Below are 22,385 nucleotides of genomic sequence, written 5' to 3'. Positions count from 1 at the left end.
CCGGCCCCGTAACTCCCGCCGAGCCGCCACGTTCCGCCCCGTGCCGTCCTCTCCCGGAAACGAGCCCAGCCGATGCGTGTGCCCGTCCGACGTGCCGCCGTGCTGGCCGCGGCCGTGGTGGCCCTGCTGCTCGCCGTCCTGCTCAGCCTCGCCGTCGGCGCCCGCGCCGTCGCCCCCTCCGCCGTGGCCGACGCGCTGCTGCACGGCGGGCACGGCGGATCCGCCGAGGTGGTCCGCGAGATGCGGCTGCCGCGCACCGTGATCGGCGTGCTGGTCGGCGCCTCGCTCGCGCTGGCCGGCACCGTCCTGCAGGGCATGACCCGCAACCCCATCGCCGACCCCGGCATCCTCGGCATCAGCCAGGGCGCCTCCGTCGGCGTCGTCCTCGCCATCGCCTTCGCCGGGGTGCACACGCTGCCCGGATACGTCTGGTGGGCGTTCACCGGCGCCGGAGCCGCCTCCGTCGCCGTCCACGCCGTCGCGGCCTCGGGGCGTGGCGGCGCGACACCGGTCAGACTCGCCCTCGGCGGCGCCGCGATCAACGCGCTCCTCGTCTCCGTGACGACCGGGGTGCTCACCACCCGGGCCGCCGCGCTCGACGAGTTCCGGTTCTGGCAGGTCGGCTCACTCTCCGGCCGGGACGCCGAGATCGTCGGCCGGCTCTGGCCGTTCCTCCTCGTCGGCCTGGTGCTCGTCCTCGCCGTCGCCCGCGGCCTCGACGCGCTCGCGCTCGGCGAGGACGTCGCCAAGGGGCTCGGCCAGAACGTCACGGCGGTCCGGGTGGCCGGCGGGCTCGGCGCGACGGTCCTCACCGGGGCGGGCGTGGCCGCCGCCGGGCCGATCGCCTTCATCGGCCTCGCCGTCCCGCACATCGCCCGCGCCCTCATCGGCACCGACCACCGCTGGGTGCTGCCGCTCGCCGCCACCCTCGGCCCGGTGATGCTGCTGGTCTCCGACACGGCCGGACGCATCCTCTTCCCGCCCGGCGAGGTCCCCGCCGGCGTGATGACCGCGCTCATCGGGGTGCCCTTCCTGGTGACCCTCGTACGCCGCAGGGCGGTGGCCGCGTGAGCGCCACCTCGTCCACCGCCCGGACCCGGCCCGCGGCCCGGGGCCGGCCCGCCGGTCACGCCGTGCTCCGGTTGCGCCGGGCCACCTTCCTCGTGCACCGGCGGGCCGCCGCCGTGGCCGCCGCGCTCGCCCTGCTGCTCGCCGCCGGCTGCCTCGCCTACCTCTGCGTCGGCGAGTCCTTCGTATCGCCCGTCGAGGTGGTGCGGGTGCTCCTCGGGCGGCCCTCCGCCGACGCGCTGGTCGTGGGCACGCTGCGCGAACCCCGTATGACCGTCGGGCTGTTGGCGGGCGCCGCGTTCGGCGTGGCCGGCGCGCTCATCCAGACCGTGGCCCGCAACCCGCTCGCCAGCCCCGACATCATCGGCGTCAGCCAGGGCGCGAGCGCGCTGACGGTCGGCGCGCTCACCTACGGGGTCACCTCCACCACCGTCCTGCCCTGTCTGTCCGTGCTCGGCGGCATCGCGGCGGCGGCCCTCGTGTACGTCTTCGCGTGGCGCGGCGGGCTGCACGCCACCCGCTTCGTCCTCATCGGCATCGGCTTCGCCGTCGCCCTGCGCTCGGTGACGACGCTCTTCATGACCAAGGGCGACTACCTCGTCGCCCAGCAGGCGCAGATCTGGATGACCGGCTCCCTCAACGGCCGCGGCCGGGCCGAGGCCACCCCGCTCGCCCTGACCCTGCTCGTCCTCCTGCCGTGCGTCCTGTGGGCCGCCCGCGCCCAGCGCGAGGTCACCCTCGACGACGACACGGCGACGGCCCTCGGGACGCGTCTGGGACACGTGCGCCTCGGCCTGGTGCTGCTCGGCGTCGTCCTCGCCTCGGTCGCCACCGGCGCCGCGGGACCCGTCGACTTCGTGGCGCTCCTCGCCCCGCAGACCGCCCGCCGGCTGACCCGCACCGCACAGATCCCGCTGTTGGGTTCGGCGCTGCTCGGCGCTCTGATCGTCGTCGTCGCCGACCTGCTGGCCCGCCGCCTCTTCTCGCCCACCGAACTCCCCGTGGGCGTCCTGACGGCGGCGGTCGGCGCCCCGTACCTGATCTGGCTGATCGTGCGGGGCCACCGCACCGGCGGCAGCCACGCCGTCCGCACCGGCGGCAGCCGCCCCGTCCGCTCTGGAGGCCCGTCGTGACCGCCGCCCGTCTCACGGCCCGCGAGCTGACCCTCGCCTACGCGGACCGCACCGTCGTCGAGGGCCTCGACCTGGTGATCCCCGACGGCCGGGTCACGGTGATCGTCGGCCCCAACGCCTGCGGCAAGTCCACGACGTTGCGGGCGCTCGGCCGGCTCCTCAGACCGAGGAGCGGCGCCGTGCTCCTGGACGGCGCGTCGCTCGCCGGGCTCCCCACCAAGCGGGTCGCCCAGCAGATCGGGCTGCTCCCGCAGGCCCCCGCCGCCCCCGAGGCGATCACCGTCGCCGACCTCGTCGCCCGCGGCCGCCAGCCGCACCAGCGCTGGTGGAGACAGTGGTCCGACGAGGACGAGCGGGCGGTGGCCGAGGCGATGGACCGTACCGACGTGAGCGCCCTCGCCGAACGCCCCGTCGACGAGCTCTCCGGCGGCCAGCGCCAGCGCGTGTGGATCGCGATGGCCCTCGCCCAGGACACCGGCCTGCTGCTCCTGGACGAGCCCACCACCTACCTGGACATCTCCCACCAGGTCGAAGTCCTCGACCTGATCCGCCAGTTGGCGGCGCCGGCACCGCGGGGCGCCCCGGGCCGGACGGTCGTCGTGGTCCTGCACGACCTCAACCAGGCGGCGCGGTACGCCGACCACCTCGTCGCCATGAAGGCGGGCGAGGTCGTCGCCGAGGGCGCCCCCGCGAAGGTCGTCACCAGGGATCTCGTACGGGAGGTCTTCGGCCTGGACTGCGTGGTGGTGCCGGACCCGGTGACGGGGTCCCCGCTGGTGGTCCCGGGCCCGCCGTGGTCCCCGCCGCGGGACGCGACGGCACCGTCCGCCCCCGACCCCCCTCCGGGCCCCGCCCCCGATCCCGCCCCCGGATCCGTCGCATCCCCATGAGCCGCACCGCCTGCACCCTCCCAAGGCTCTCCCCAAGGCCACGTGAAAGGCGAACTCATGACCCACCCGCTCCCCCGCACCCCGTCGCGCCGCCGGGCCCTGCTCACCGGCGCCCTGGCCGCCGTGACCGGCACGCTCGCGCTGACCGCCTGCGGCTCGTCGGGCTCCGACGACGCGGCGGGCTCCGGCAGGACCCGTACCGTCAGGACGGCGATGGGCGACGTGAAGGTCCCGGAGGCACCCCGGCGGGTGGTCGTCCTCGACACCGCCGAACTGGACTCGGCGCTCACGCTCGGCGTGCGCCCGGTCGGCGCCACGCACGTCGAGGCGGAGTCCGGGTTCCCGGGCTATCTGCCCGAGGACGAGGTCAGCGGCGTCAAGGACGTCGGCGAGATGATGAACCCCAACATGGAGGCCATCGCCGCGCTCAAGCCCGATCTGATCCTCACCTCGAAGATCCGGCACGCGGCCAAGTACGACCAGCTCGAGGCGATCGCGCCGACCGTCATGACGGAGACCACCGGCTACCCCTGGAAGGAGAACTTCCGGCTGCACGCCGAGGCGCTCGGCAAGCGGGCCGAGGCGAAGAAGGCCGTCGCCGCCTACCGGGCCCACGCCCAGCGGGTCACCAGGGCCATCGGTGGCCGGGCGAAGGCGGAGCGGACCGAGGTCAACATCCTGCGCTTCATCGAGGGCGCCGACATCCGCCTCTACGGCGACCGGAGCTACATCGCCACGATCCTCAAGGACGTCGGCCTCGGCCGCGCGCCGATCTCCGCGAAGGCGAAGGACGGCTTCTCCTACGACCTGTCGCCCGAGAAGATCGACCTCGCCGACGCCGACGTCATCTTCCGCTCCACGTACGGCGATCCGAAGAAGTCCAAGGAGACGCGGACGACGGGCAGCAGCCTGTGGAAGAACATGAGGGCGGTGAAGTCGGGCGACGTCCACACGGTCGAGGACGAGCTGTGGATCCAGGGCATCGGCTACACGGCGGCGGACAAGATCCTGGACGAACTGCAGAAGGACTTGACCCCCAACCCCTGACCCACAACCCCCGTACGGCTCACGACCGTTGCTGCCGCTGGGACCGCCACAGCAGGAAGAGGGCGGAGGCGACGGCCGCGCCACGCACCACCCACGGCCAGGTGTCGGCGATGGCGTCGCTCATGTGCCCGTCCCGGATCGGGTCCCCCCACCGGCCCTCCGACCGCCCCCACAGCCAGCCGATCCCGGCCGCCAGGGCGAGCCCCGGCAGCCCGAGCACGGCGAGCTTCACCTCGGCGCGGGAGAGCCGGCGCGAGGCGTAGGCGATGAGCCAGCCGACGCCGAGGGCGAGGAAGTTGCCGAGGACGGCGCCGACGGTGAGGAGGGCGGCGGCGAGCAGGAGCAGCGGGTTGCTGAAGGCGGCGCCGTCGCCGCGGCGGGGCAGCCGCCACAGCCGCCGCCGGTGCCGCGCCCCGTCGTCCTCCACGTACGCGAAGCCGTCCGTGCCGTCCTCTTCCGCGTCCGCGTCATCGGCTTCGGCCCCGCCCTTGCCGGGCCGGCCCTCGTCGTCGCGGGCGGGCGGCGGCTTGAGTATCTCGGGGATCTCCACGCCGCCGACGAAGCCGGGGACGGTGTCGGCGCCCCCGAACGGACTGCTGTCCACCCGCCACCAGTCGGGCTGGGAACCACTGGTTCCCAGTTCGTCGGCGCCGGCGAGGTGCGGTGGCGCGGCGCCCTCGAAGTCGGGGGAGTCGTCGGGATCCGGGGCGGCGGGGCGGCGGGGCCGCGGCACGATGCGGCGCAGCCGCCCGCCGCCGTCCTCGGCGGGGGGACGGCGGCGGTTGCGTTGCGTGGGGACGGCGGGACGGGGCTCGGGCCGCGCGGCCTCTCGTACGTCCCGCGCATCCGGTACGTCATCCCGTACGTCGCCGGAGGCGCCGCCGGCCGCCTCGACGACCTCTTCCGGGGTGCCGATGCGGGCGAGGATGCGGCGGACGACGGCGGGGCCGTCGCCGCCGGCGGACTGGTCCCGGCCGCGCTCGATGCGGTTGCGCAACTCGGCGACGAGTCTCATCCGATCGCCGGACGGCAACTGCCGCTGCTGGGCCAGGTCTCCGACCCGGCTCAGATAGTCGTAGACCAGCTGATCGCTCTCGATCCCCACGAAGTCCCCTCCGGGGCGGCTGCGTTGACGCGCCGCGGGTTGTGCGGTTCTCGACGGTACCTTTTTCTGGCGGGGGCGCCTATGCGGGTGGGTTCTGCCCTCGTCTGTTCCCTGCGGTCCCGAACAGCCTTGCCGCTTCGCGGCGGATGTCTCCGGGTGGGTCCTTCGCCCGCCTTCCCCCCCCGCGGGTTCGAACAGGCCCGCCGCTCCGCGGCGGATGTCTCCGGGTGGGTCCATCGCCCGTCTTCTCCCCGCGGGTTCGAACAGACCCGCCGCTTCGCGGCGGATGTACCCCACCCACCCACCCGTTTGCCCCGCACCGCACAGTCGGAGTAGGAGCAGGCGGGCGGGCCGCACCCGCGTACGAGACGGGAGGGGACGTGGGGGTATGTGCGCACGGAGCACCGAGCCCGCAATAGCAACATTGTCCGCGAGGCAGTGGCGCAGGGATGGCGAGTACGCACATACCCCCACGGCCCCGCACCCACAGACGAACCCCAGGCGCAGACCCCAGCCCCCCACCCACCCCATCCACTACTGTCCCCCCGTGAAGTCACGGATCGCGACGCGACCGGCACTCAGCGTCGCCGCCCTCGCCACCTCCCTCGCCCTCCTCCTCGCCCTCTGCGCCACCCAGCGCATCCCCATGGCCGACACCCTCGTCTACCGAGCCGAAGGTGCCGCCGTCGCCGGGGGCGGCGATCTGTACGGGTTCACCGTCACCCGCTGGCACCTCCCCGCCACCTACCCCCCGTTCGCCGCCATCCTCTTCGTACCGACCACCTGGCTCCCCCTCCCCGCCCTCAAGACCGCCTTCCTGCTCGGCAACATCGCCCTCCTCGCCCTCCTCGTCCACCTCTCCCGCCGCCTCGCAGGCCCAGCCCTCCCCACCGCCACCAGCACCGTCATCAGCGCCACCGCCTTCGCCCTCTGGCTCGAACCCGTCTTCCAGACCGTGCTGTTCGGCCAGATCAACCTCGTCCTCGCCTGCCTCGTCCTCTGGGACCTCACCCGGCCCCCCACCGCCCTCGGCAGAGGTTTCGCCATCGGGGTGGCCGCCGGGATCAAGCTGACGCCGGCCGTCTTCATCGCGTACCTCTTCCTCCGCGGACGCGTCCGCGAGGGCGTCACCGCGCTGGCCGGCCTCGCCGGCACCGTGGCGCTCGGCGCGCTCGTCCTGCCCGCCGCCAGCGTCGAGTTCTTCACCCGCCGGGTCTTCGAGACGGGCCGCGTCGGCAAGGCGTGGATCGTCGACAACCAGTCGTTGCAGGGCCTGGCCGCCCGCCTGCTGCACGACGCGGCACCGGGCGCCGCCTGGGCCGTCCCCGCCGCCCTCACGGCCGCCCTCGGCCTGTGGCTGGTGCAGCGCGCGCCCACCGAGCCCCGCGCCGTACTCCTGACCGCGTTCACGACGCTGCTGATCTGCCCCATCAGCTGGTCCCACCACTGGGTGTGGTGCGTGCCGCTGCTCGCGGTCCTGGCCGCCGAGGGCAGGACGCGCACGGCGGCCGCCGTGGCCGCGCTCTTCACGGCCCGTACGTTCTGGCTGCTCCCGCACCGGGGCGACCTGGACCTGCACCTGCCGTGGTGGCAGCAGCCGTTGGCGGCGCCGTATCCGCTCCTCGCGCTGGCGCTGCTGCCGATGTTGAGTACGTACCTGAGTACGCGGACGGAGGTACCGCTCCCCCGCACGGCGGTTGACTCGTCCCATGAGCTCAGAGACCCGCGCCGAGTGGGCCGCGCGTAACGCCGCCGACGCCGCGGCGCACCCCGTCCCCCGACCCGCCCGCAACCTCGCACTGGGCCTCGCGACCCCCGCCGTCCTGCTGCTCCTCGCCCTCGCCTGGTGGATCGTCGGGCTCGACGCGGAGCTCGGCGACGCGTCGTCGACGGCGCACCAGGACCTGGTCGTCCGCTGTGTCCTCGGGACCCTCGGGGGCGTCGGCTGTCTGGCGGCGGGCTGGCTCACGCCGCGCGACTCGGACGCGGCGTGGCTGCGGACGGCGTTCGCGCTGACGTCGGTGGTGGCGATGCCGGCGGTGCTGTTCGCGGGCTGACGACCGGTGATCGGCTCAGCCGAGTGGGCCGAGCCGATCACCGGTCCTCGCCCGCCCCGAGCCGATCACCGGTCCTCGCCCGCCCCGCGAGGGGGGAGGGTGGCTAGCCCGCCAGCAACTCGTCCGCGTCGACGATCCGGTACGCGTACCCCTGCTCGGCGAGGAACCGCTGCCGGTGGGCGGCGAAGTCCTGGTCGATGGTGTCGCGCGCGACGACGGAGTAGAAGCGCGCCTCGTGCCCGTCGGCCTTGGGCCGGAGCACCCGGCCGAGCCGTTGCGCCTCCTCCTGGCGCGAGCCGAACGTGCCGGAGACCTGGATGGCGACGGTCGCCTCCGGCAGGTCGATGGAGAAGTTGGCGACCTTGGAGACGACGAGGACGGAGAGCTCGCCTTCCCGGAAGGCGTCGAAGAGCTTCTCGCGCTGCGCGTTCGTGGTCTCGCCCTTGATGACGGGCGCACCCAGGTGCTCGCCGAGCTCGTCGAGCTGGTCGATGTACTGGCCGATGACGAGGGTCTGCTCGCCCGCGTGCTTCTTGACCAGCGCCTCCGTGACCTTCCGCTTGGTGGCGGTGGTGGCGCAGAAGCGGTACTTCTCCTCGGCCTCGGCGGTGGCGTAAGCGAGCCGCTCGCCGTCGGTGAGGTTGACGCGGACCTCGACGCAGTCGGCGGGCGCGATGTAACCCTGCGCCTCGATCTCCTTCCACGGGGCGTCGAACCGCTTGGGCCCGATGAGCGAGAAGACGTCGGACTCGCGCCCGTCCTCCCGTACGAGGGTGGCGGTGAGGCCGAGGCGGCGGCGGGCCTGGAGGTCGGCGGTGAACTTGAAGACGGGCGCGGGCAGCAGGTGCACCTCGTCGTAGATGACGAGGCCCCAGTCGCGGGAGTCGAAGAGTTCGAGGTGCGGGTAGATACCCTTCCGCTTCGTCGTGAGCACCTGGTACGTGGCGATGGTGACGGGCCGGATCTCCTTGCGGGTCCCGCTGTACTCGCCGATCTCGTCCTCCGTGAGGGAGGTGCGCTTGACCAGCTCGTGCTTCCACTGGCGGGCGGAGACGGTGTTGGTGACGAGGATGAGCGTGGTGGCCTTGGCCTGCGCCATGGCGCCCGCGCCGACGAGGGTCTTGCCGGCTCCGCAGGGCAGGACGACGACACCGCTCCCGCCGTGCCAGAACCCCTCGACGGCCTGCTGCTGGTAGGGCCGCAGCGACCAGCCGCTCTCGTCCAGGTCGATCTTGTGCGCCTCGCCGTCCACGTACCCGGCGAGGTCCTCGGCGGGCCAGCCCAGCTTCAGCAGGGTCTGCTTGACCTGGCCGCGCTCGGAGGGGTGCACGGCGACGGTGTCCGCGTCGATGCGCGCGCCGACGAGCGGCTGCACCTTCTTCGACCGCAGGATCTCCTCGAGGACCGGCCGGTCGGTGGTGGTGAGGACGAGGCCGTGGGTGGGGTGCTTGGAAAGGGTGAGCCGCCCGTACCGCGCCATGGTCTCGGCGACGTCCACGAGGAGGGCGTGCGGGACGGGGTAGCGGGAGAACTCCACGAGGGCGTCCACGACCTGCTCGGCGTCGTGGCCGGCGGCCCGCGCGTTCCACAGGCCGAGGGGGGTGACGCGGTAGGTGTGGATGTGCTCGGGGGCCCGTTCCAGCTCGGCGAAGGGCGCGATGGCACGGCGGCAGGCGTCGGCCCGCTCGTGGTCGACCTCGAGCAGGAGGGTCTTGTCCGACTGGACGATGAGGGGACCGTTCACGCGAGCGCCCTTTCGTTAAGGCCAAACGTCCAGTGTGCCGCATGCGCGGGCTCCGCGACGGTGACGTCCGCTACAGCCGCGCGAGCGGCCCCCTCAGGATGTTCGGGCCCCGCGGGGCCCGGTGCCGTCCTCCACGAAGAGCTCGACGACGGCCCCGGCGTGCACGGCACGCTCCAGCCGGCGGTTCAGGACGGCCAGATCGGCGCAGGTACCGATCCGCTCGCGGGGTCTCCTCCGACACGTCGATCCCCCGCCCCCCCCGATGACCCGGAGAATGGCCGTGGCCCCGCCCTTGGCCCCACCCTTGGCTTCCCCCTCCGCCTTGCCCTCGAGGTAGGCGGTCTCCCGTACGGTGCCGCCACCCGTGCTCGCCAACCCCGTCCTCTCCCCCCGACCCGCTACCGTGAACCGGATGAGCACCCAGCCGCAGCCCACCGACCGCGCCGGCGCGAGCGCCCGTGACTCCGCGGCGTCGCGCGGGGCCGACGCGCCGCGGTCCCTCGCCGAGGCGTTGCGGTCGCGGGCGGACGGCGCGCTCGCCGGGCTGCTGCGGGCGCGGCCCGACCTGCTCAGCCCCGTGCCCACGGATCTGACCCAGCTCGCCACCCGCGCGGGGACCCGCGCCTCCGTCGTACGCGCCCTGGAGCGGCTCGACCGGTTCGCGCAGCAGGTCGCCGAGGTGCTGGCCGTGGCATCCGACCCCACCTCGTACGAGGAGGTGCTGCGCCTGCTCGGCGGCGACGACGGGGACGCCGACGTCGAGGCCGCGCTGCCCCGCGCGCTGGCCACCCTGCACGAGCAGGCCCTGGTGTGGGGCCCGGACGACCGGCTGCGGCTCGTGCGGACCGCCCGCGAGCTGCTCGCCCCGACCCCGCAGCACCCCTCCCCGACCGGCCTCGGGCCCACCGTCGCCGAGGCCACGGCCGGGATGTCGCCGACCCGGGTGCAGGACATCGTCGCCGCGGCGGGGCTGCCCACCACCCACGACCCGGTCTCCGCCGTACAGGCGCTGACCGCGCTGTTCACCGACCGCACCCGGATGTCGGCGCTGCTCGACGAGGCGCCCGCGGAGTCCGTGGAGGTGCTGTCCCGGCTGGTGTGGGGGCCGCCGTACGGGCAGGTCACCGCCGATCCGGCCCGCCATCTGCGCTGGCTCATCGACCGGGGGCTGCTGCTGCCGACCGCGCCCGGCACCGTCGTCCTGCCCCGCGAGGCCGCCCTGCACCTGCGCGCGGGCCGCGCCCACCGTGCGCCCGAGCCGACGCCGCCGCCCGTGGCGGGCGCGCGCGAACACCGTCCACAGGTTGTGGACGCGACCGCCGCGGGCCAGGCGTACACCGCGCTCGCCACCGTCGAGGAGCTCCTGAAGGACTGGGACGAGGGCGGCCCCACCGTCCTGCGTGCCGGCGGCCTGAGCGTGCGCGACCTGAAGCGGACCGCCGTGGCGCTCGACACGTCCGAGTCGCTCGCCGCGTTCTGGGTCGAACTGGCCTACGCGGCGGGCCTGCTGGCCTCCGACGGCGAGGCCGACGAGCGGTACGCCGCGACGCCCGCGTACGACGAGTGGCTGGAGTTGCCCGCGGGCGAGCGCTGGGCGGCGCTCGCCACCGCCTGGCTCGCGGCCACCCGTACGGCGGGGCTGGTCGGCGGCCGTGACGGCAAGGACCGCACGCTCTCCGCGCTCGGCCCGCACCTGGACCGTTCGGCGGCCCCCGAGGTCCGCCGGCGGGTCCTGGCGCTGCTCGCCACGCTGCCCGAGGGCACGGCGCCCCTGCCGGAGTCGCTGCTGGCCCGCCTCGGCTGGGAGCGGCCGGCCGCCGGGCGCGCCCAGGGGGCCGCCGCCCCGGGCGGCTCCGGTGCGGCGGTTTCTTCCCACGGCTCCGCCCTGGGCGGAGCCGCCAACCCCTCCGACTCACCCACCCCGCGCGACCTGCGCTCCCGTATCGCTCAATGGACCCTGGACGAGGCGGAGTTGCTGGGTGTCACGGGGCGTGGCGCGCTCTCCGCGCACGGGCGGGCGTTGCTGCCCAGCGGCGCTGCGGAGGCCGGCGCCGCCTCGGGGGCCGGCGCCGTGGCCGGTGGCGGCGAGGACCTCGCCGAGCGCGGTGTCGCCGCCGCCCGCGCCGCCCGGCTCCTCGCGCCGCTCCTGCCCGAGCCCCTCGACCACGTCCTGCTGCAGGCCGACCTCACCGCCGTCGCCCCCGGCCCGCTCCGGCGGCCGCTCGCCGACGCCCTCGCCGTGCTCGCCGACGTCGAGTCGAAGGGCGGCGCCACCGTCTACCGCTTCACGCCCGGCTCCGTACGCCGCGCGCTCGACGCCGGTCAGTCCGCGTCCGACCTGCACGCCTTCCTGGCCGCCCACTCGCGTACGCCGGTTCCGCAGCCCCTCGCGTATCTGATCGACGACGTGGCGCGGAAACACGGCCACCTGCGGATCGGCGCGGCCTCCGCGTACGTGCGCTGCGACGACGAGGCCCTGCTCAACGAGATCATGGCCGACAAGCGCGCCCAGAGCCTGCGGCTGCGTCGGCTCGCGCCCACCGTGCTCGCCGCCCAGGCGGACCCCGGCGCGCTCCTGGACGGGCTGCGCGCCATGGGGTTCGCGCCCGCCGCGGAGAGCGCGGAGGGCGACGTCCTGATCACCCGCGCCCACGCGCACCGCACGCCGCCCCGGTCGGCGCCCGAACCGGTGCCCGACGGGCCGCCGCTGCCCGGCGCCACGCTCATCGACGCGGCGGTACGGGCGATCCGTGCGGGTGACCTGGCGTCGACGGCGCCCCGCAAGGAGGTGCCGGCCGCGGCGGACGGCAGGCTGCCGCGCACCACCGCGGCGGAGACCCTTGCGACCATGCAGGCCGCGGTGCTGACCGGGGAGGCGGTGTGGATCGGTTACGTGAACGCGGAGGGCTCCGCGAGTCAGCGCGTGATCGCGCCGGTCCGCGTGGAGGGGGGCTTCGTCACGGCGTACGACCACACGGCGGACGAGGTCCGAACGTATCCCTTGCATCGCGTCACGGGGGTCGCGGAGCTCGCCGAGGGGTGAGCTTGACCGGGGGTCCCCTTGGCCGTGGGGGTGTGCGGGTCGTCGTGGTTTTTTTGCGCAGTTCCCCGCGCCCCTGGGGGGTCGTTGGTTCGTGCGGCGCCGTTGTGGCTGGGCGCGCAGTTCCCCGCACCCCTGGAGAGGGCGGGGCTCGTGGGTTCGTGCGGCGGTGTTGTGGTTGGGCGCGCCGTTCCTCGCGCCCCTGACGGGGCGTCCCCCTCTGGTGAGGGTCGGCTTGGGAAAAGCATTCGTCAGGATTGTGGGACGCGCTCTAGGATGCCCCCTTCCCCGCCTCCCCCGCGGAGCGGCGCCGTCCGGACGGAAACCGGGTGGCACCTCGACCTGAGCACCACCCGAGCCGAGGCCCGCACACGACACCGCTGAACCGCCGGAGGCACCCCGTGCACGCGCACGCCGAAACCGACCCCGCCGATCCGCTCGCCCGCGAACGAGGCCACCTCGCCGCGTCCCGTTCCGCGCTGCGCGCCATGCGTGAGGACGCCGAGGCCCTCGACATCCGCGACGTCACCGCGAACTGGGTGAACGCCGCCGTTCTGGAGCGGCAGCTCGACGAGCGGATCAAGTCGCTCGCCGATCTCGCCCACACACCGCTGTTCTTCGGCCGGCTCGACTACCTGCACGCACCCGGCGCCGAGCAGGCCGAGGGCGCCGAGGGGGAGCAGTTCTACATCGGGCGGCGGCACGTGCACGACGCCGGCGGCGACCCGATGGTCGTCGACTGGCGCGCGCCGGTCTCGCAGCCGTTCTACCGGGCCTCCAAGAAGGACCCGATGGACATCGCGCTGCGCCGCCGGTTCGGCTACACGGGCGGCGACCTCACCGCGTACGAGGACGAGCACCTCAGCGACGCCACCGAGGACGAGCGCACCAGCAAGCTGCTCCAGCAGGAGATCGAGCGGCCGCGCGTGGGTCCGATGCGGGACATCGTCGCGACCATCCAGCCCGAGCAGGACGAGATCGTCCGCAGCGGGCTCGGCGGCAGCGTGTGCGTGCAGGGCGGGCCCGGCACCGGCAAGACCGCCGTCGGCCTGCACCGGGTCGCCTATCTGCTCTACGCCCACCGGGACCGGCTCGCCCGCACCGGCACCCTCGTCATCGGCCCGAACGCCTCCTTCCTGCACTACATCGAGCAGGTCCTGCCCGCGCTCGGCGAGTTGGAGGTCAAGCAGGCCACCGTCGACGATCTGGTCGCCCATGTGGAGGTGCGTGGCACGGACGACGCCGTCGCCGCCGTCGTCAAGGGCGACGCGCGGATGGCCGCGGTGCTGCGCAACGCCGTGCGCTCGCACGTCACCCCGCCCACCGAACCCGTCGTGGTGGTGCGCGGCTCGCGCCGGTGGCGGGTGCCCGCGTACGAACTGGAGGAGATCGTCGCGGAGTTGCTCGCCCGCGACATCCGCTACGGCGCCGCCCGCGACGCCCTGCCGCAGCGCATCGCGCACGCCGTCCTCGTCCGCATGGAGCAGGCGGGCGAGGCGCCGGACGACCGGGTGCAGGACGCCGTGGCGCGGAACACCGCCGTGAAGGCGGCGGTGAAGGCGCTCTGGCCGCCCGTCGATCCCGCGAAGCTCGTGCTGCGGCTGCTGTCCGATGCCGGTTTCCTCGCCGAGCACGCCGCGGGGATCCTCACCGAGGACGAGCAGAAGGCCGTGCTGTGGGCCAAGCCCGCCCGGAGCGTCAAGTCCGCCACGTGGTCCGCCGCGGACGCCGTCCTCATCGACGAGGCCACCGACCTCGTCACCCGCACCCACTCCCTCGGCCATGTCGTGCTCGACGAGGCGCAGGACCTGTCACCGATGCAGTACCGCGCGGTGGGGCGGCGCTGCACGACCGGTTCGGCGACGGTCCTCGGCGACCTCGCGCAGGGCACCACGCCCTGGGCGACGCCGAGTTGGGACGAGGCGCTGGCGCACCTCGGCAAGGGCGACGCGGTCGTGGAGGAGCTGACGGCCGGTTTCCGCGTGCCGCGCGAGGTCATCGCGTACGCGTCCCGGCTGCTCCCGGACATCGCGCCCGGCCTGACGGCGGTCGAGTCGGTGCGGGAGTCGCCGGGTTCGCTCGCCGTACGGCGGGTGGCGGACGGGGGCGGGCAGGCGTCGGACTCCGACGCCCTCGACGCGGCCTGCCTCGCCGCCTGCGTCGAGTCGCTGCGGCAGGAGGGGTCCATCGGGCTGATCGCCGCGGACGCCCGTATCCCCGCGCTCGCGGGGGCGTTGACGGCGGCGGGTCTCACGTATCTCTCCCCCGGCGAGGAGACGACGCCGGACACCCGGCTGACGCTGGTGCCCGCGTCGCTCGCGAAGGGCCTGGAGTACGACTACGTGGTCCTGGACGAGCCGGCCGCCGTGGTCGACGGCGAGCCCGACGAGCGGACGGGGCTGCGACGGCTCTACGTCGCGCTGACCCGCGCCGTGTCGGGACTGGTCGTCGTGCACCGCGCCGGCCTTCCGGCCCAGCTCGGCTGAGCTCGGGCGCCCGGCTCAACTCCCGGTCTTCTCCAGGTCATGGGCCTCCGCCGGGGCCGGCGCCCCGGCGGACGGCAGGTGCGTGACGACGAGCACGATGCCCGCGAGGGTCACGACGCGCGTGGCCGCGTCCAGGCCGTTCCAGGCCTGCGACTGCCACATGGCGAACCACTCGCCGCCGATGCCGATGAACCCGACCCCGAAGAGCACGAGGATCATCAACAGGCCGATGGACCCGGCCCGTTGGGCCCGGCGCAGACCGACTGTGCGCGGGGTCCCCGCGGGGCGGCGCAGCGCCCGGGCCCACAGGACCGTCGCCGCGAGGAGCGTCAGGGCGGCGAGGGTCTCCCAGGCGATGATCGCGACGTAGGCGGTGTCCTGGAGGGCGGTGGAATCCACCGCGCGCCATCTCAGGCCGTTGCCCTTGAAGGTGGTGTCCATCGACAGGACATGGCGTACGAACTGCTGGTTGGTGCCGAAGTCGGTGATGTTCCCGAACGCGACGAGCGCTATGTAGAGCGCGACGGTCCCGGTGAGCAGCATCGCGGCGACGGGCTGTGTCCCGGCCGCGAGGATGCGCTCCGCGGGGCGCGGCTGGTGTGCTGGTGTCGGCATGAAATCCCCTCCGTGTCGACCCAGTTCTATCGCGTCCCTCAAGAGGGCGATCAACCCGGCGGCACACGGAGGCACCGGGCGCCGCCGGATCCGGCCCACGCCCGCCGCCCCGCCCCCACCTCTTATCCGTCGAGAACCTCTTGTCCGTCGAGCGCGGCCCGCCACTGGGCGACCGCCGCCGGGGAGACCGGGGCGGACCAGCCGTCGGGGCGTGCGGCCCCGCCGATGTGGAACGCGTCGACGCCCGCCGCCCTGAGCCGGGGCAGGTGGTCGAGGCGCAGGCCGCCGCCGATCAGGAGCTGCGGCTCGTATCCGGGCTCGCCGCGCCGGGCCGCCTCGGCGAGCAGCGTCGGCAGGCCGTCGTCGACGCCGGCCGCGGAGCCGGCGGTGAGGTAGGTGTCCAGGCCGGGCAGGTCCGCGAGCTGCTTGCGCAGCGCGTCGCGGTCGGCGGCGCGGTCGATGGCGCGGTGGAACGTCCAGCGGCAGCCGTCGAGCGCGCCGACCAGGCTCTCCACGGCGGACAGGTCGGGGCCGCCCGCCTCGTCGAGGAAGCCGAGCACGAACTCGTCGGCGCCCTCGCCCCGCAGCTCGTGGGCGCGGGTGACCAGTGCGTCGACGTCGCCCGCGGCGAACCCGTCGGCCAGCCTGAGCATGACGCGCAGCGAGATGTCGACGGAGGAGCGGATGGCGGCGAAGGTCTCGCGGGACGGGGTGAGGCCGTCCGCGGCCATGTCGGTCACCAGCTCGAGGCGGTCCGCTCCGCCGGCCTGGGCGGCGACGGCGTCCTCGGCGTCGAGGGCGATCACCTCCAGGACTGCACGCTTGCTCATGGATGTCTCTTCCTTCTGGGGTCGCTGCGGCTCGGACTCGGGTGGCTGACCGTGGCGGCCCGGCTCCCGGATTCACCCCCGGAAACCTGGCATAGGTCTAGTCCAATTACCAGCCTACGCGCAGAACATCCCGGCGCGAGCCGAGCCGCTCGCGCCGGGGTGGAGAGGTGATCGCGGAGGGGGGACCGGGGGCCGGCCCGCCGCCGGCGGTCTACGCCAGCGGCTCGAACCGCCGCAGACGCAGGCTGTTGCCGACCACGAAGACCGAGGAGAAGGCCATGGCCGCCCCCGCGATCATCGGGTTGAGCAGTCCGGCGGCGGCCAGCGGCAGCGCGCCCACGTTGTAGGCGAAGGCCCAGAAGAGGTTGGACCTGATCGTGCCGAGGGTGCGGCGCGAGAGCCGGATCGCGTCGGCCGCGGCGCGCAGGTCGCCCCGTACCAGCGTCAGGTCGCCCGCCTCGATCGCCGCGTCCGTGCCGGTGCCCATCGCCAGGCCCAGGTCGGCCTGGGCCAGCGCCGCCGCGTCGTTCACGCCGTCGCCGACCATGGCCACGCCGCGCCCCTCGGCCTGCAGCCGCTTCACCACGTCGACCTTGTCCTGCGGCAGGACCTCGGCGATCACGTCACCGGGCGCGATGCCGAGCTCCGCGGCGACCGACGCGGCGACGGCCTTGTTGTCGCCGGTCAGCAGGATCGGGGTCAGGCCCAGCGCGCGCAGCCGCGCGACGGCCTCGGCGCTGGTGTCCTTGACCGCGTCGGCGATCTCCAGGACCGCCCGCGCCTCGCCGTCCCAGGCGACCGCGACGGCGGTACGCCCGGCGGCCTCCGCCCCGGCCCGGGCGCGCGCCAGCGGCTCCGGCAGTTGGATCTCCCAGCCGGCGAGGAGCTGGGCGCGGCCGACCAGGACCGCGTGTCCCTCGACGACGCCCTGCACGCCGAGGCCCGCGACGTTCGCGAAGTCCTCGGGCACGGGCAGCGTGCCCACCTCGGCGGCCGCCGCGGCGGCGACGGCCCGGGCGACGGGGTGCTCCGAGGAGTGCTCCAGGGCCCCGGCGAGCCGCAGGACGTCGGTGACCGGGGTGCCGGGGGCGGTGTGCGTGGCGAGCAGGGTCATCCTGCCGGTGGTGACGGTGCCGGTCTTGTCCAGGACGACGGTGTCGGCCCGGCGGGTGGCCTCCAGGACCTCCGGGCCCTTGATCAGGATGCCGAGCTGGGCGCCGCGGCCGGTGCCGACCAGGAGGGCGGTCGGGGTGGCGAGCCCGAGGGCGCACGGGCAGGCGATGATCAGTACGGCGACCGCGGCGGTGAAGGCGGCGGTGAGCCCCGCGCCGTTGCCGAGCCAGAAGCCGAGGGTGGCGAGCGCGAGCCCGATGACGACGGGCACGAACACGGCGGAGATCCGGTCGGCCAGGCGCTGGGCGGCGGCCTTGCCGTTCTGCGCGTCCTCCACGAGCCGCGCCATCCGGGCGAGTTGGGTGTCGGCGCCGACCCGGGTGGCCTGGACGACGAGCCGCCCGCCGGCGTTGAGGGTGGCGCCGGTGACCGCGTCGCCGACGGCGACCTCGACGGGCAGGGACTCCCCGGTGAGCATGGCGGCGTCCACGGCCGACGAGCCCTCGACGACCGTACCGTCCGTGGCGATCTTCTCGCCGGGCCGCACCAGGAACCGGTCGCCGACCCCCAACTCGCCCACGGGGACGGTCACTTCACGCCCACCGTCACGCAGCACGGTGACGTCCTTGGCGCCGAGTTCGAGCAGCGCCTTCAGGGCGGCGCCCGCCTTCCGCTTGGAGCGGGCCTCGAAGTACCGCCCGGCGAGGACGAAGGCGGTGACGCCGGCCGCGGCCTCCAGGTAGATGTTGCCCGCGCCGTCGCTCCTGGCGATGGTCAGCTCGAAGGGGTGCGTCATGCCGGGCGTGCCCGCGGTGCCGAAGAACAGCGCCCAGAGCGACCAGAGGAACGCCGCCGACGTACCGACCGAGATCAGCGTGTCCATGGTGGCCGCGCCGTGCCGGGCGTTGGTGACGGCGGCCCGGTGGAAGGGCCAGGCGGCGTACGTCACGACGGGCGCGGCCAGCGCCAGCGAGAGCCACTGCCAGTAGGTGAACTGCAGCGCGGGGACCATCGCCATCGCGATGACGGGCACGGAGAGCAGCACGGCGGTGGTCAACCGCTGCCGCAGGGGCCGCAGTTCACCGTCGCCCTCGGCGCCCGGGCCGCCTTCACCCGGCTCGTTCCCGGCGGCGTAGGGGGTGGGCTCCCGCGCGGTGTAGCCGGTGGCCTCGACGGTGGCGATCAGGTCCGGCACGGAGACACCGTCGCCGCGGTAGCTGACCTCGGCCTTCTCGGTGGCGTAGTTGACGGTCGCCGTGACGCCGGCCATGCGGTTGAGCTTCTTCTCGATACGGGCCGCGCAGGAGGCGCAGGTCATGCCGCCGATGGCGAGCTCGACCCGGCGGGAGGGCGCGGAGACGGGTGCGGGGGCGGGCGCACTGTCGGGTGCGGAGGCGGGAGCGGACGCGGCCATGGGCTGCTCCTGTACGGGCGGGTTGCCGATACCCAGGGCGGGTATCGCTGACGAGCCCATGTATACCCCTGGGGGGTACCAGGCGCAAGGGCGCCGAAACGCTTGACTTCATACCCCCCAGGGGTATTGTCGGCCGCATCGGACACCGGATACCAGGAGCCGTCATGAACACCGCACTGAAGATCACCGCGTTCGCCACGGCCGTCGCCGCGACCTTCGGCACCGCGTACGGCGTGGGCAGGGGCATCGACCCCGTCACCGACGAGGCCCCGGCGGCACGGCACGGGGAACACGACGAACACGACGGCGACCGGCGGGAGGGCCAGGACGCAAAGGAGAAGCCCGGCGGCCTGCAGATCTCCGACCGCGGCTACACGCTGGACCTGAAGACGCCCCGGGTACGGGCGGGCGAGAAGCAGCGGCTGCGGTTCGCCGTCGTCGAGGACGCCTCGGGCCGCAACGTCACCGCGTACCGCACGGAGCACGACAGGGAACTCCACCTCGTCGTCGCCTCACGCGACCTGACCGTCTACCGCCATCTGCACCCGGAGCGGGCCGCGGACGGCACCTGGTCGACACCGGTCGACCTGCCCGACGCGGGCGGCTACCGCGTCTTCGCCGACTTCCGCCCCGAGGGCGCGAAGGGGGACGCGAAGGAGGGCGTGACGCTGGGCGCGGACCTCGGGGCGTCGGGAACGTACCGCCCGAAGGAGCTGCCCGCGCCCGCCACGACCGCCCGGGTCGACGGATACGACGTGACCCTGAAGGGCGAGCTGAAGACGGGCGCGGGCGGCGACCTGACGCTGAACGTGGCGCGGAACGGCAGGCCGGTGACCGACCTGCAGCCCTATCTGGGCGCGTACGGCCACCTGGTCGCCCTGCGCGCGGGCGACCTCGCGCACCTCCACGTGCACCCGGTGGGCGCGCCGGGCGACGGAAGGACGAAGGCGGGCCCCGGCATCACCTTCGGCGCGACGGCCCCGAGCAAGGGGGCGTACCGCCTGTTCCTGGACTTCCGGCACGGGGGCGAGGTCCACACGGCGGCGTTCACGGTCCACGCGGGCGCGGGCGGGGGCGGGGGCGAGGGCGGAGGCGGGCGCACGGCGCCCGACGGGGCCGACGGGGCCGACGCCCACCGGCACTAGGGCCGGCGCGCCTCAGCCGAAGAGCGCCAGTTCCTGCTCCGTGGCGCCCGCCAGTTCGTATCGCGTGCCGGTCAGGGGACGTCCCGTGCAGAGGCGGATCAGGGTCGGGGCGTCGCCGATGTAGCGGGCCGGCGGGCGCGTGCCGTCGGGGGTGCCGAGGACCAGGGGCTCGTCGCGGCCGTCGAGGTCCGCGTGCAGCGGCGGCGCGGCGGCCGCGAAGTCCGACCTGCTGAACCGGACGAGCAGCTCCAGCGCGTCCACCAGCCCGTCCCCGGCGTACGCACCCGGCTTCCCCCACGCCTCCCGTACGTCACCCGCGTGCACCCACTCCCCCAGCGCGACGCCGTCCAGACGCCCCCGGGCGGCGGCGAGCGCGGGCCCCGCCTCCGTCATGCCGCGCTCCAACTCGTCCACCACACGGGAGTTGGACCAGTCGGCGCGCTCGGCGATGTCACGGTCGTTGGCCTCCGGGCTGAACACCCCCTCCTCGAAGCGGCTCTCCACCACCCGCATGAGCGCGGAGCCGCAGTGCGCGAGCACATGCCGCACGGTCCAGCCGGGACAGCAGGTACGGATCGCGTACGCCTCGTCGGGCGCGGCCCGCAGCAGCGGGACCAGGGCGTCGCGCTCGGCGTGGAGAAGGCGCCCGGCGCGTTCGGGTTCGTACGTCTCGTCGGCAAGAGTCATGGGCGAAGCCAACAGGGCGCGACGGCGCGGTGCAATGGCCCGCCCACCGGATCCCGCCCCGCCCCACGCGCGACCCCGCCCCGCCCGACACGGGCGATCCCGCCCCGCACCGGCCGCGTTAAAGTCGCCACATGGCCGACCACGACAACGAGCCGCACGACAAGCCACGCGATGAGCCGCACGACGAGCCGCTGCACGCCGCGCTCCGCACCCGCTGGCACGCGACCCTGTCGCGGTCGAGCGAAGGCGCCCCCGACCCCGCGCCCTACGCGGACCGGCTCCTGGCCCGCTGGTCCGAACCGCAGCGCAAGTACCACACCACCGCCCACCTGGCGGCGGTCCTCGACCACCTCGACGTCCTGGCCGAGCACGCCGACGACGTCGAACTGGTGCGGCTGGCGGCCTGGTTCCACGACGCGGTGTACGCGCCGGACCGCTCCGAGAACGAGGAGCGGTCCGCCCGCCTAGCCGAACGGGCCCTCACCGAAGCGGGCCTGACGCAGCTACAGGTCGCCGAGGTCGCCCGGCTGGTCCGCCTCACCGTCACGCACGACCCCGCCGAGGGCGACCGCAACGGCGAGGCGCTGTGCGACGCCGACCTGGCGATCCTGGCGGCGGCCCCGGACGCGTACGCGGCCTACGCGGCGGCCGTCCGCGAGGAGTACGGCTTCGTGCCGGACGAGGCGTTCCGCCAGGGCAGGGCGGAGGTGCTGCGCCAGTTGATCTCGCTGCCGCGGCTGTTCCGCACCCCGTACGGCGCGGCCAACTGGGAGGCGCCGGCCCGCGAGAACCTGGCGACCGAGCTGGCCCTGCTGGCCCCGTAAAAGGGGCGGACCGCACGGGCCCCGCTCCCGTACCCTCACCGCATGCTTCTCATGGGTGGGGACAGGATCGACGAGACCGTGGCGCACACGGCGAAGGTGCTGCGCGCGGCGCTGGACCGCGACTGGAACGTCAAGGCGGGCGGGCTCGACTGGAGCTGTCTGTACACGGCCGAACACATCGCCGGTGACTTCGTCGCGTACGCGGGCCAGCTGACCGGCCGCCCCACCGACGCGTACGTCCCCTTCGAGGCCGTGCTCGACAAGGGCACGGCTCCCGAGGGCGCGATCCGCGCGATCGAGGCGACGGGCGGCATCCTGGCGGCGGTCGTCCGTACGACACCGCGCGGGGTGCGCGCCTTCCACCCGTACCCCGCGGGCAGCGCGGACGCGGCGGGCTTCGCGGCCATGGGTGTGGCGGAGGCGCTGCTCCACACCCACGACATCGCCGCCGCGCTGGACGTCGCCGCGGAGCCGCCCGCCGCCCTCTGCGAGGCCGTCCTCACCCACCTCTTCCCGCACGTCCCGCCCGCCCCCGCGGGCGGCACCCCGTGGACCACGCTCCTGTGGGCCACCGGCCGCGGCACGCTGCCGGGCCGCGCCCGGCTCCCGCACTGGCGCTGGCGCAACGCGGACTCCCTGCCGGCCGGCCCCGTCGCCCTGCGCGAGGTGACGCCCGCCGCGGCGGCGGACCTCGCCGCGGGTGGCACGGGCGGCTTCGAGTGGCTGGGCGACGGCCCCTTCGACGGGTCGCGCCGGGCGGCGGAGATGGTGACGAAGGCGTACGCGGCCGGGGTGCACCGTCCCGAGTGGGGCATGTACGTCCTGGTCCGCACCGACGACGAGCTGGCCGTGGGCGGCATGGGCTTCCACGGGCCGCCGGACGACAACGGCTGCGTGGAGGTCGGCTACGACCTGGTGGAGGGGGCGCGGGGGCGGGGGTATGCCTCGGGGGCGCTGCGCTCGCTCTCGCAGTGGGCCCTCACGCACCCGGAGGTGACGTCGCTCCTGGCGGTGGTCGAGCCGGACAACGTCCCGTCCCAGGCCGTGGCGGCGCGGGCGGGATACGAGCGGCTGCCGGACCGCGACACGAACTTCGCATACGGCCTGCGCCGGGCCTGAACGTCTTCCTTCGCCCCGGTGCGGATTCTCGCCGGGGGCGGGGGCGGGGGCGGGGTCGGGGGATGGGG

At 74.6% G+C, this 22,385-nt stretch carries 17 protein-coding genes; 11 read left to right on the top strand and 6 right to left on the bottom strand.

Annotated elements, in window-relative coordinates:
• Positions 1-72: 72 nt before the first annotated feature.
• Genes ACZ6B8_RS36935 through ACZ6B8_RS36920 form a run of 4 tightly spaced genes read left to right on the top strand, consistent with a single transcriptional unit; the run spans position 73 to position 4,138 of the window.
• Positions 73-1,071: a FecCD family ABC transporter permease gene (locus tag ACZ6B8_RS36935; RefSeq protein WP_471610067.1), complete on the top strand. Its 999-nt coding sequence runs from the start codon at positions 73-75 to the stop codon at positions 1,069-1,071.
• Positions 1,068-2,201, top strand: a complete 1,134-nt coding sequence (locus tag ACZ6B8_RS36930; protein ID WP_471087965.1) for a FecCD family ABC transporter permease — start codon at positions 1,068-1,070, stop codon at positions 2,199-2,201. Before ACZ6B8_RS36935 ends, ACZ6B8_RS36930 begins: the two co-directional genes overlap by 4 nt.
• Entirely contained in the window at positions 2,198-3,091 is an 894-nt protein-coding gene (locus tag ACZ6B8_RS36925) for an ABC transporter ATP-binding protein (RefSeq protein ID WP_471087967.1), read from the top strand. Before ACZ6B8_RS36930 ends, ACZ6B8_RS36925 begins: the two co-directional genes overlap by 4 nt.
• Positions 3,092-3,148: 57 nt before the next feature.
• The gene (locus ACZ6B8_RS36920) at positions 3,149-4,138 is read left to right on the top strand and encodes an ABC transporter substrate-binding protein (RefSeq protein WP_471610066.1); all 990 of its coding nucleotides are present in this window, start codon (positions 3,149-3,151) and stop codon (positions 4,136-4,138) included.
• Positions 4,139-4,157: 19 nt separating this feature from the next.
• On the opposite strand, the gene ACZ6B8_RS36915 is transcribed toward ACZ6B8_RS36920, so the two are convergent.
• A complete protein-coding gene (locus ACZ6B8_RS36915) occupies positions 4,158-5,243 on the bottom strand; it encodes a hypothetical protein (protein WP_471610065.1) in 1,086 nt (361 codons plus the stop codon).
• Positions 5,244-5,889: 646 nt separating this feature from the next.
• Between ACZ6B8_RS36915 and ACZ6B8_RS36910 the strand changes: the two genes are divergently transcribed.
• Both ACZ6B8_RS36910 and ACZ6B8_RS36905 read left to right on the top strand, forming a co-directional pair.
• The gene (locus ACZ6B8_RS36910; RefSeq protein WP_471610100.1) at positions 5,890-6,990 is read left to right on the top strand and encodes a glycosyltransferase 87 family protein; all 1,101 of its coding nucleotides are present in this window, start codon (positions 5,890-5,892) and stop codon (positions 6,988-6,990) included.
• Entirely contained in the window at positions 6,953-7,300 is a 348-nt protein-coding gene (locus ACZ6B8_RS36905) for a hypothetical protein (protein ID WP_471610064.1), read from the top strand. The genes ACZ6B8_RS36910 and ACZ6B8_RS36905 overlap by 38 nt, the downstream gene beginning before the upstream one ends.
• Positions 7,301-7,403: 103 nt before the next feature.
• Here ACZ6B8_RS36905 and ACZ6B8_RS36900 read toward each other — a convergent pair whose 3' ends face one another.
• Entirely contained in the window at positions 7,404-9,044 is a 1,641-nt protein-coding gene (locus ACZ6B8_RS36900) for a DNA repair helicase XPB (RefSeq protein WP_471087975.1), read from the bottom strand.
• 412 nt (positions 9,045-9,456) lie between these two features.
• Here ACZ6B8_RS36900 and ACZ6B8_RS36895 point away from each other — a divergent pair, with 412 nt between their 5' ends.
• Complete coding sequence (locus tag ACZ6B8_RS36895; RefSeq protein ID WP_471610063.1) at positions 9,457-12,087, top strand: helicase-associated domain-containing protein; 2,631 nt, start codon at positions 9,457-9,459, stop codon at positions 12,085-12,087.
• A gap of 398 nt (positions 12,088-12,485) precedes the next feature.
• Entirely contained in the window at positions 12,486-14,570 is a 2,085-nt protein-coding gene (locus ACZ6B8_RS36890; protein ID WP_471610062.1) for a HelD family protein, read from the top strand.
• A gap of 15 nt (positions 14,571-14,585) precedes the next feature.
• On the opposite strand, the gene ACZ6B8_RS36885 is transcribed toward ACZ6B8_RS36890, so the two are convergent.
• The 3 genes from ACZ6B8_RS36885 to ACZ6B8_RS36875 form a co-directional block, all read right to left on the bottom strand.
• Positions 14,586-15,185, bottom strand: a complete 600-nt coding sequence (locus ACZ6B8_RS36885; protein ID WP_471087981.1) for a DUF2165 domain-containing protein — start codon at positions 15,183-15,185, stop codon at positions 14,586-14,588.
• Between the two features lie 122 nt (positions 15,186-15,307).
• Positions 15,308-16,015 (bottom strand): copper homeostasis protein CutC, encoded by a 708-nt coding sequence (locus tag ACZ6B8_RS36880; RefSeq protein ID WP_471087983.1) that lies wholly within the window; start codon positions 16,013-16,015, stop codon positions 15,308-15,310.
• A gap of 211 nt (positions 16,016-16,226) precedes the next feature.
• On the bottom strand, positions 16,227-18,542 hold the full coding sequence (locus ACZ6B8_RS36875) for a heavy metal translocating P-type ATPase (protein WP_471610061.1): 2,316 nt from the start codon (positions 18,540-18,542) through the stop codon (positions 16,227-16,229).
• A 164-nt stretch (positions 18,543-18,706) separates the two neighbouring features.
• On the opposite strand from ACZ6B8_RS36875, the gene ACZ6B8_RS36870 reads away from it, so the two are divergent.
• On the top strand, positions 18,707-19,687 hold the full coding sequence (locus ACZ6B8_RS36870) for a hypothetical protein (protein WP_471610060.1): 981 nt from the start codon (positions 18,707-18,709) through the stop codon (positions 19,685-19,687).
• 12 nt (positions 19,688-19,699) lie between these two features.
• Here the strand turns inward: ACZ6B8_RS36870 and ACZ6B8_RS36865 are convergent, their stop codons facing one another.
• On the bottom strand, positions 19,700-20,374 hold the full coding sequence (locus tag ACZ6B8_RS36865) for a maleylpyruvate isomerase family mycothiol-dependent enzyme (RefSeq protein ID WP_471087989.1): 675 nt from the start codon (positions 20,372-20,374) through the stop codon (positions 19,700-19,702).
• A gap of 131 nt (positions 20,375-20,505) precedes the next feature.
• Here ACZ6B8_RS36865 and ACZ6B8_RS36860 point away from each other — a divergent pair, with 131 nt between their 5' ends.
• Both ACZ6B8_RS36860 and ACZ6B8_RS36855 read left to right on the top strand, forming a co-directional pair.
• Entirely contained in the window at positions 20,506-21,198 is a 693-nt protein-coding gene (locus ACZ6B8_RS36860; RefSeq protein WP_471610059.1) for an HD domain-containing protein, read from the top strand.
• A gap of 42 nt (positions 21,199-21,240) precedes the next feature.
• A complete protein-coding gene (locus tag ACZ6B8_RS36855; protein WP_471610058.1) occupies positions 21,241-22,317 on the top strand; it encodes a GNAT family N-acetyltransferase in 1,077 nt (358 codons plus the stop codon).
• The last annotated feature ends 68 nt before the right edge of the window (positions 22,318-22,385 follow it).

It is taken from the genome of Streptomyces sp. NPDC041122 (assembly GCF_055592445.1).
This window is presented reverse-complemented; position numbering and strand designations above follow the sequence as displayed.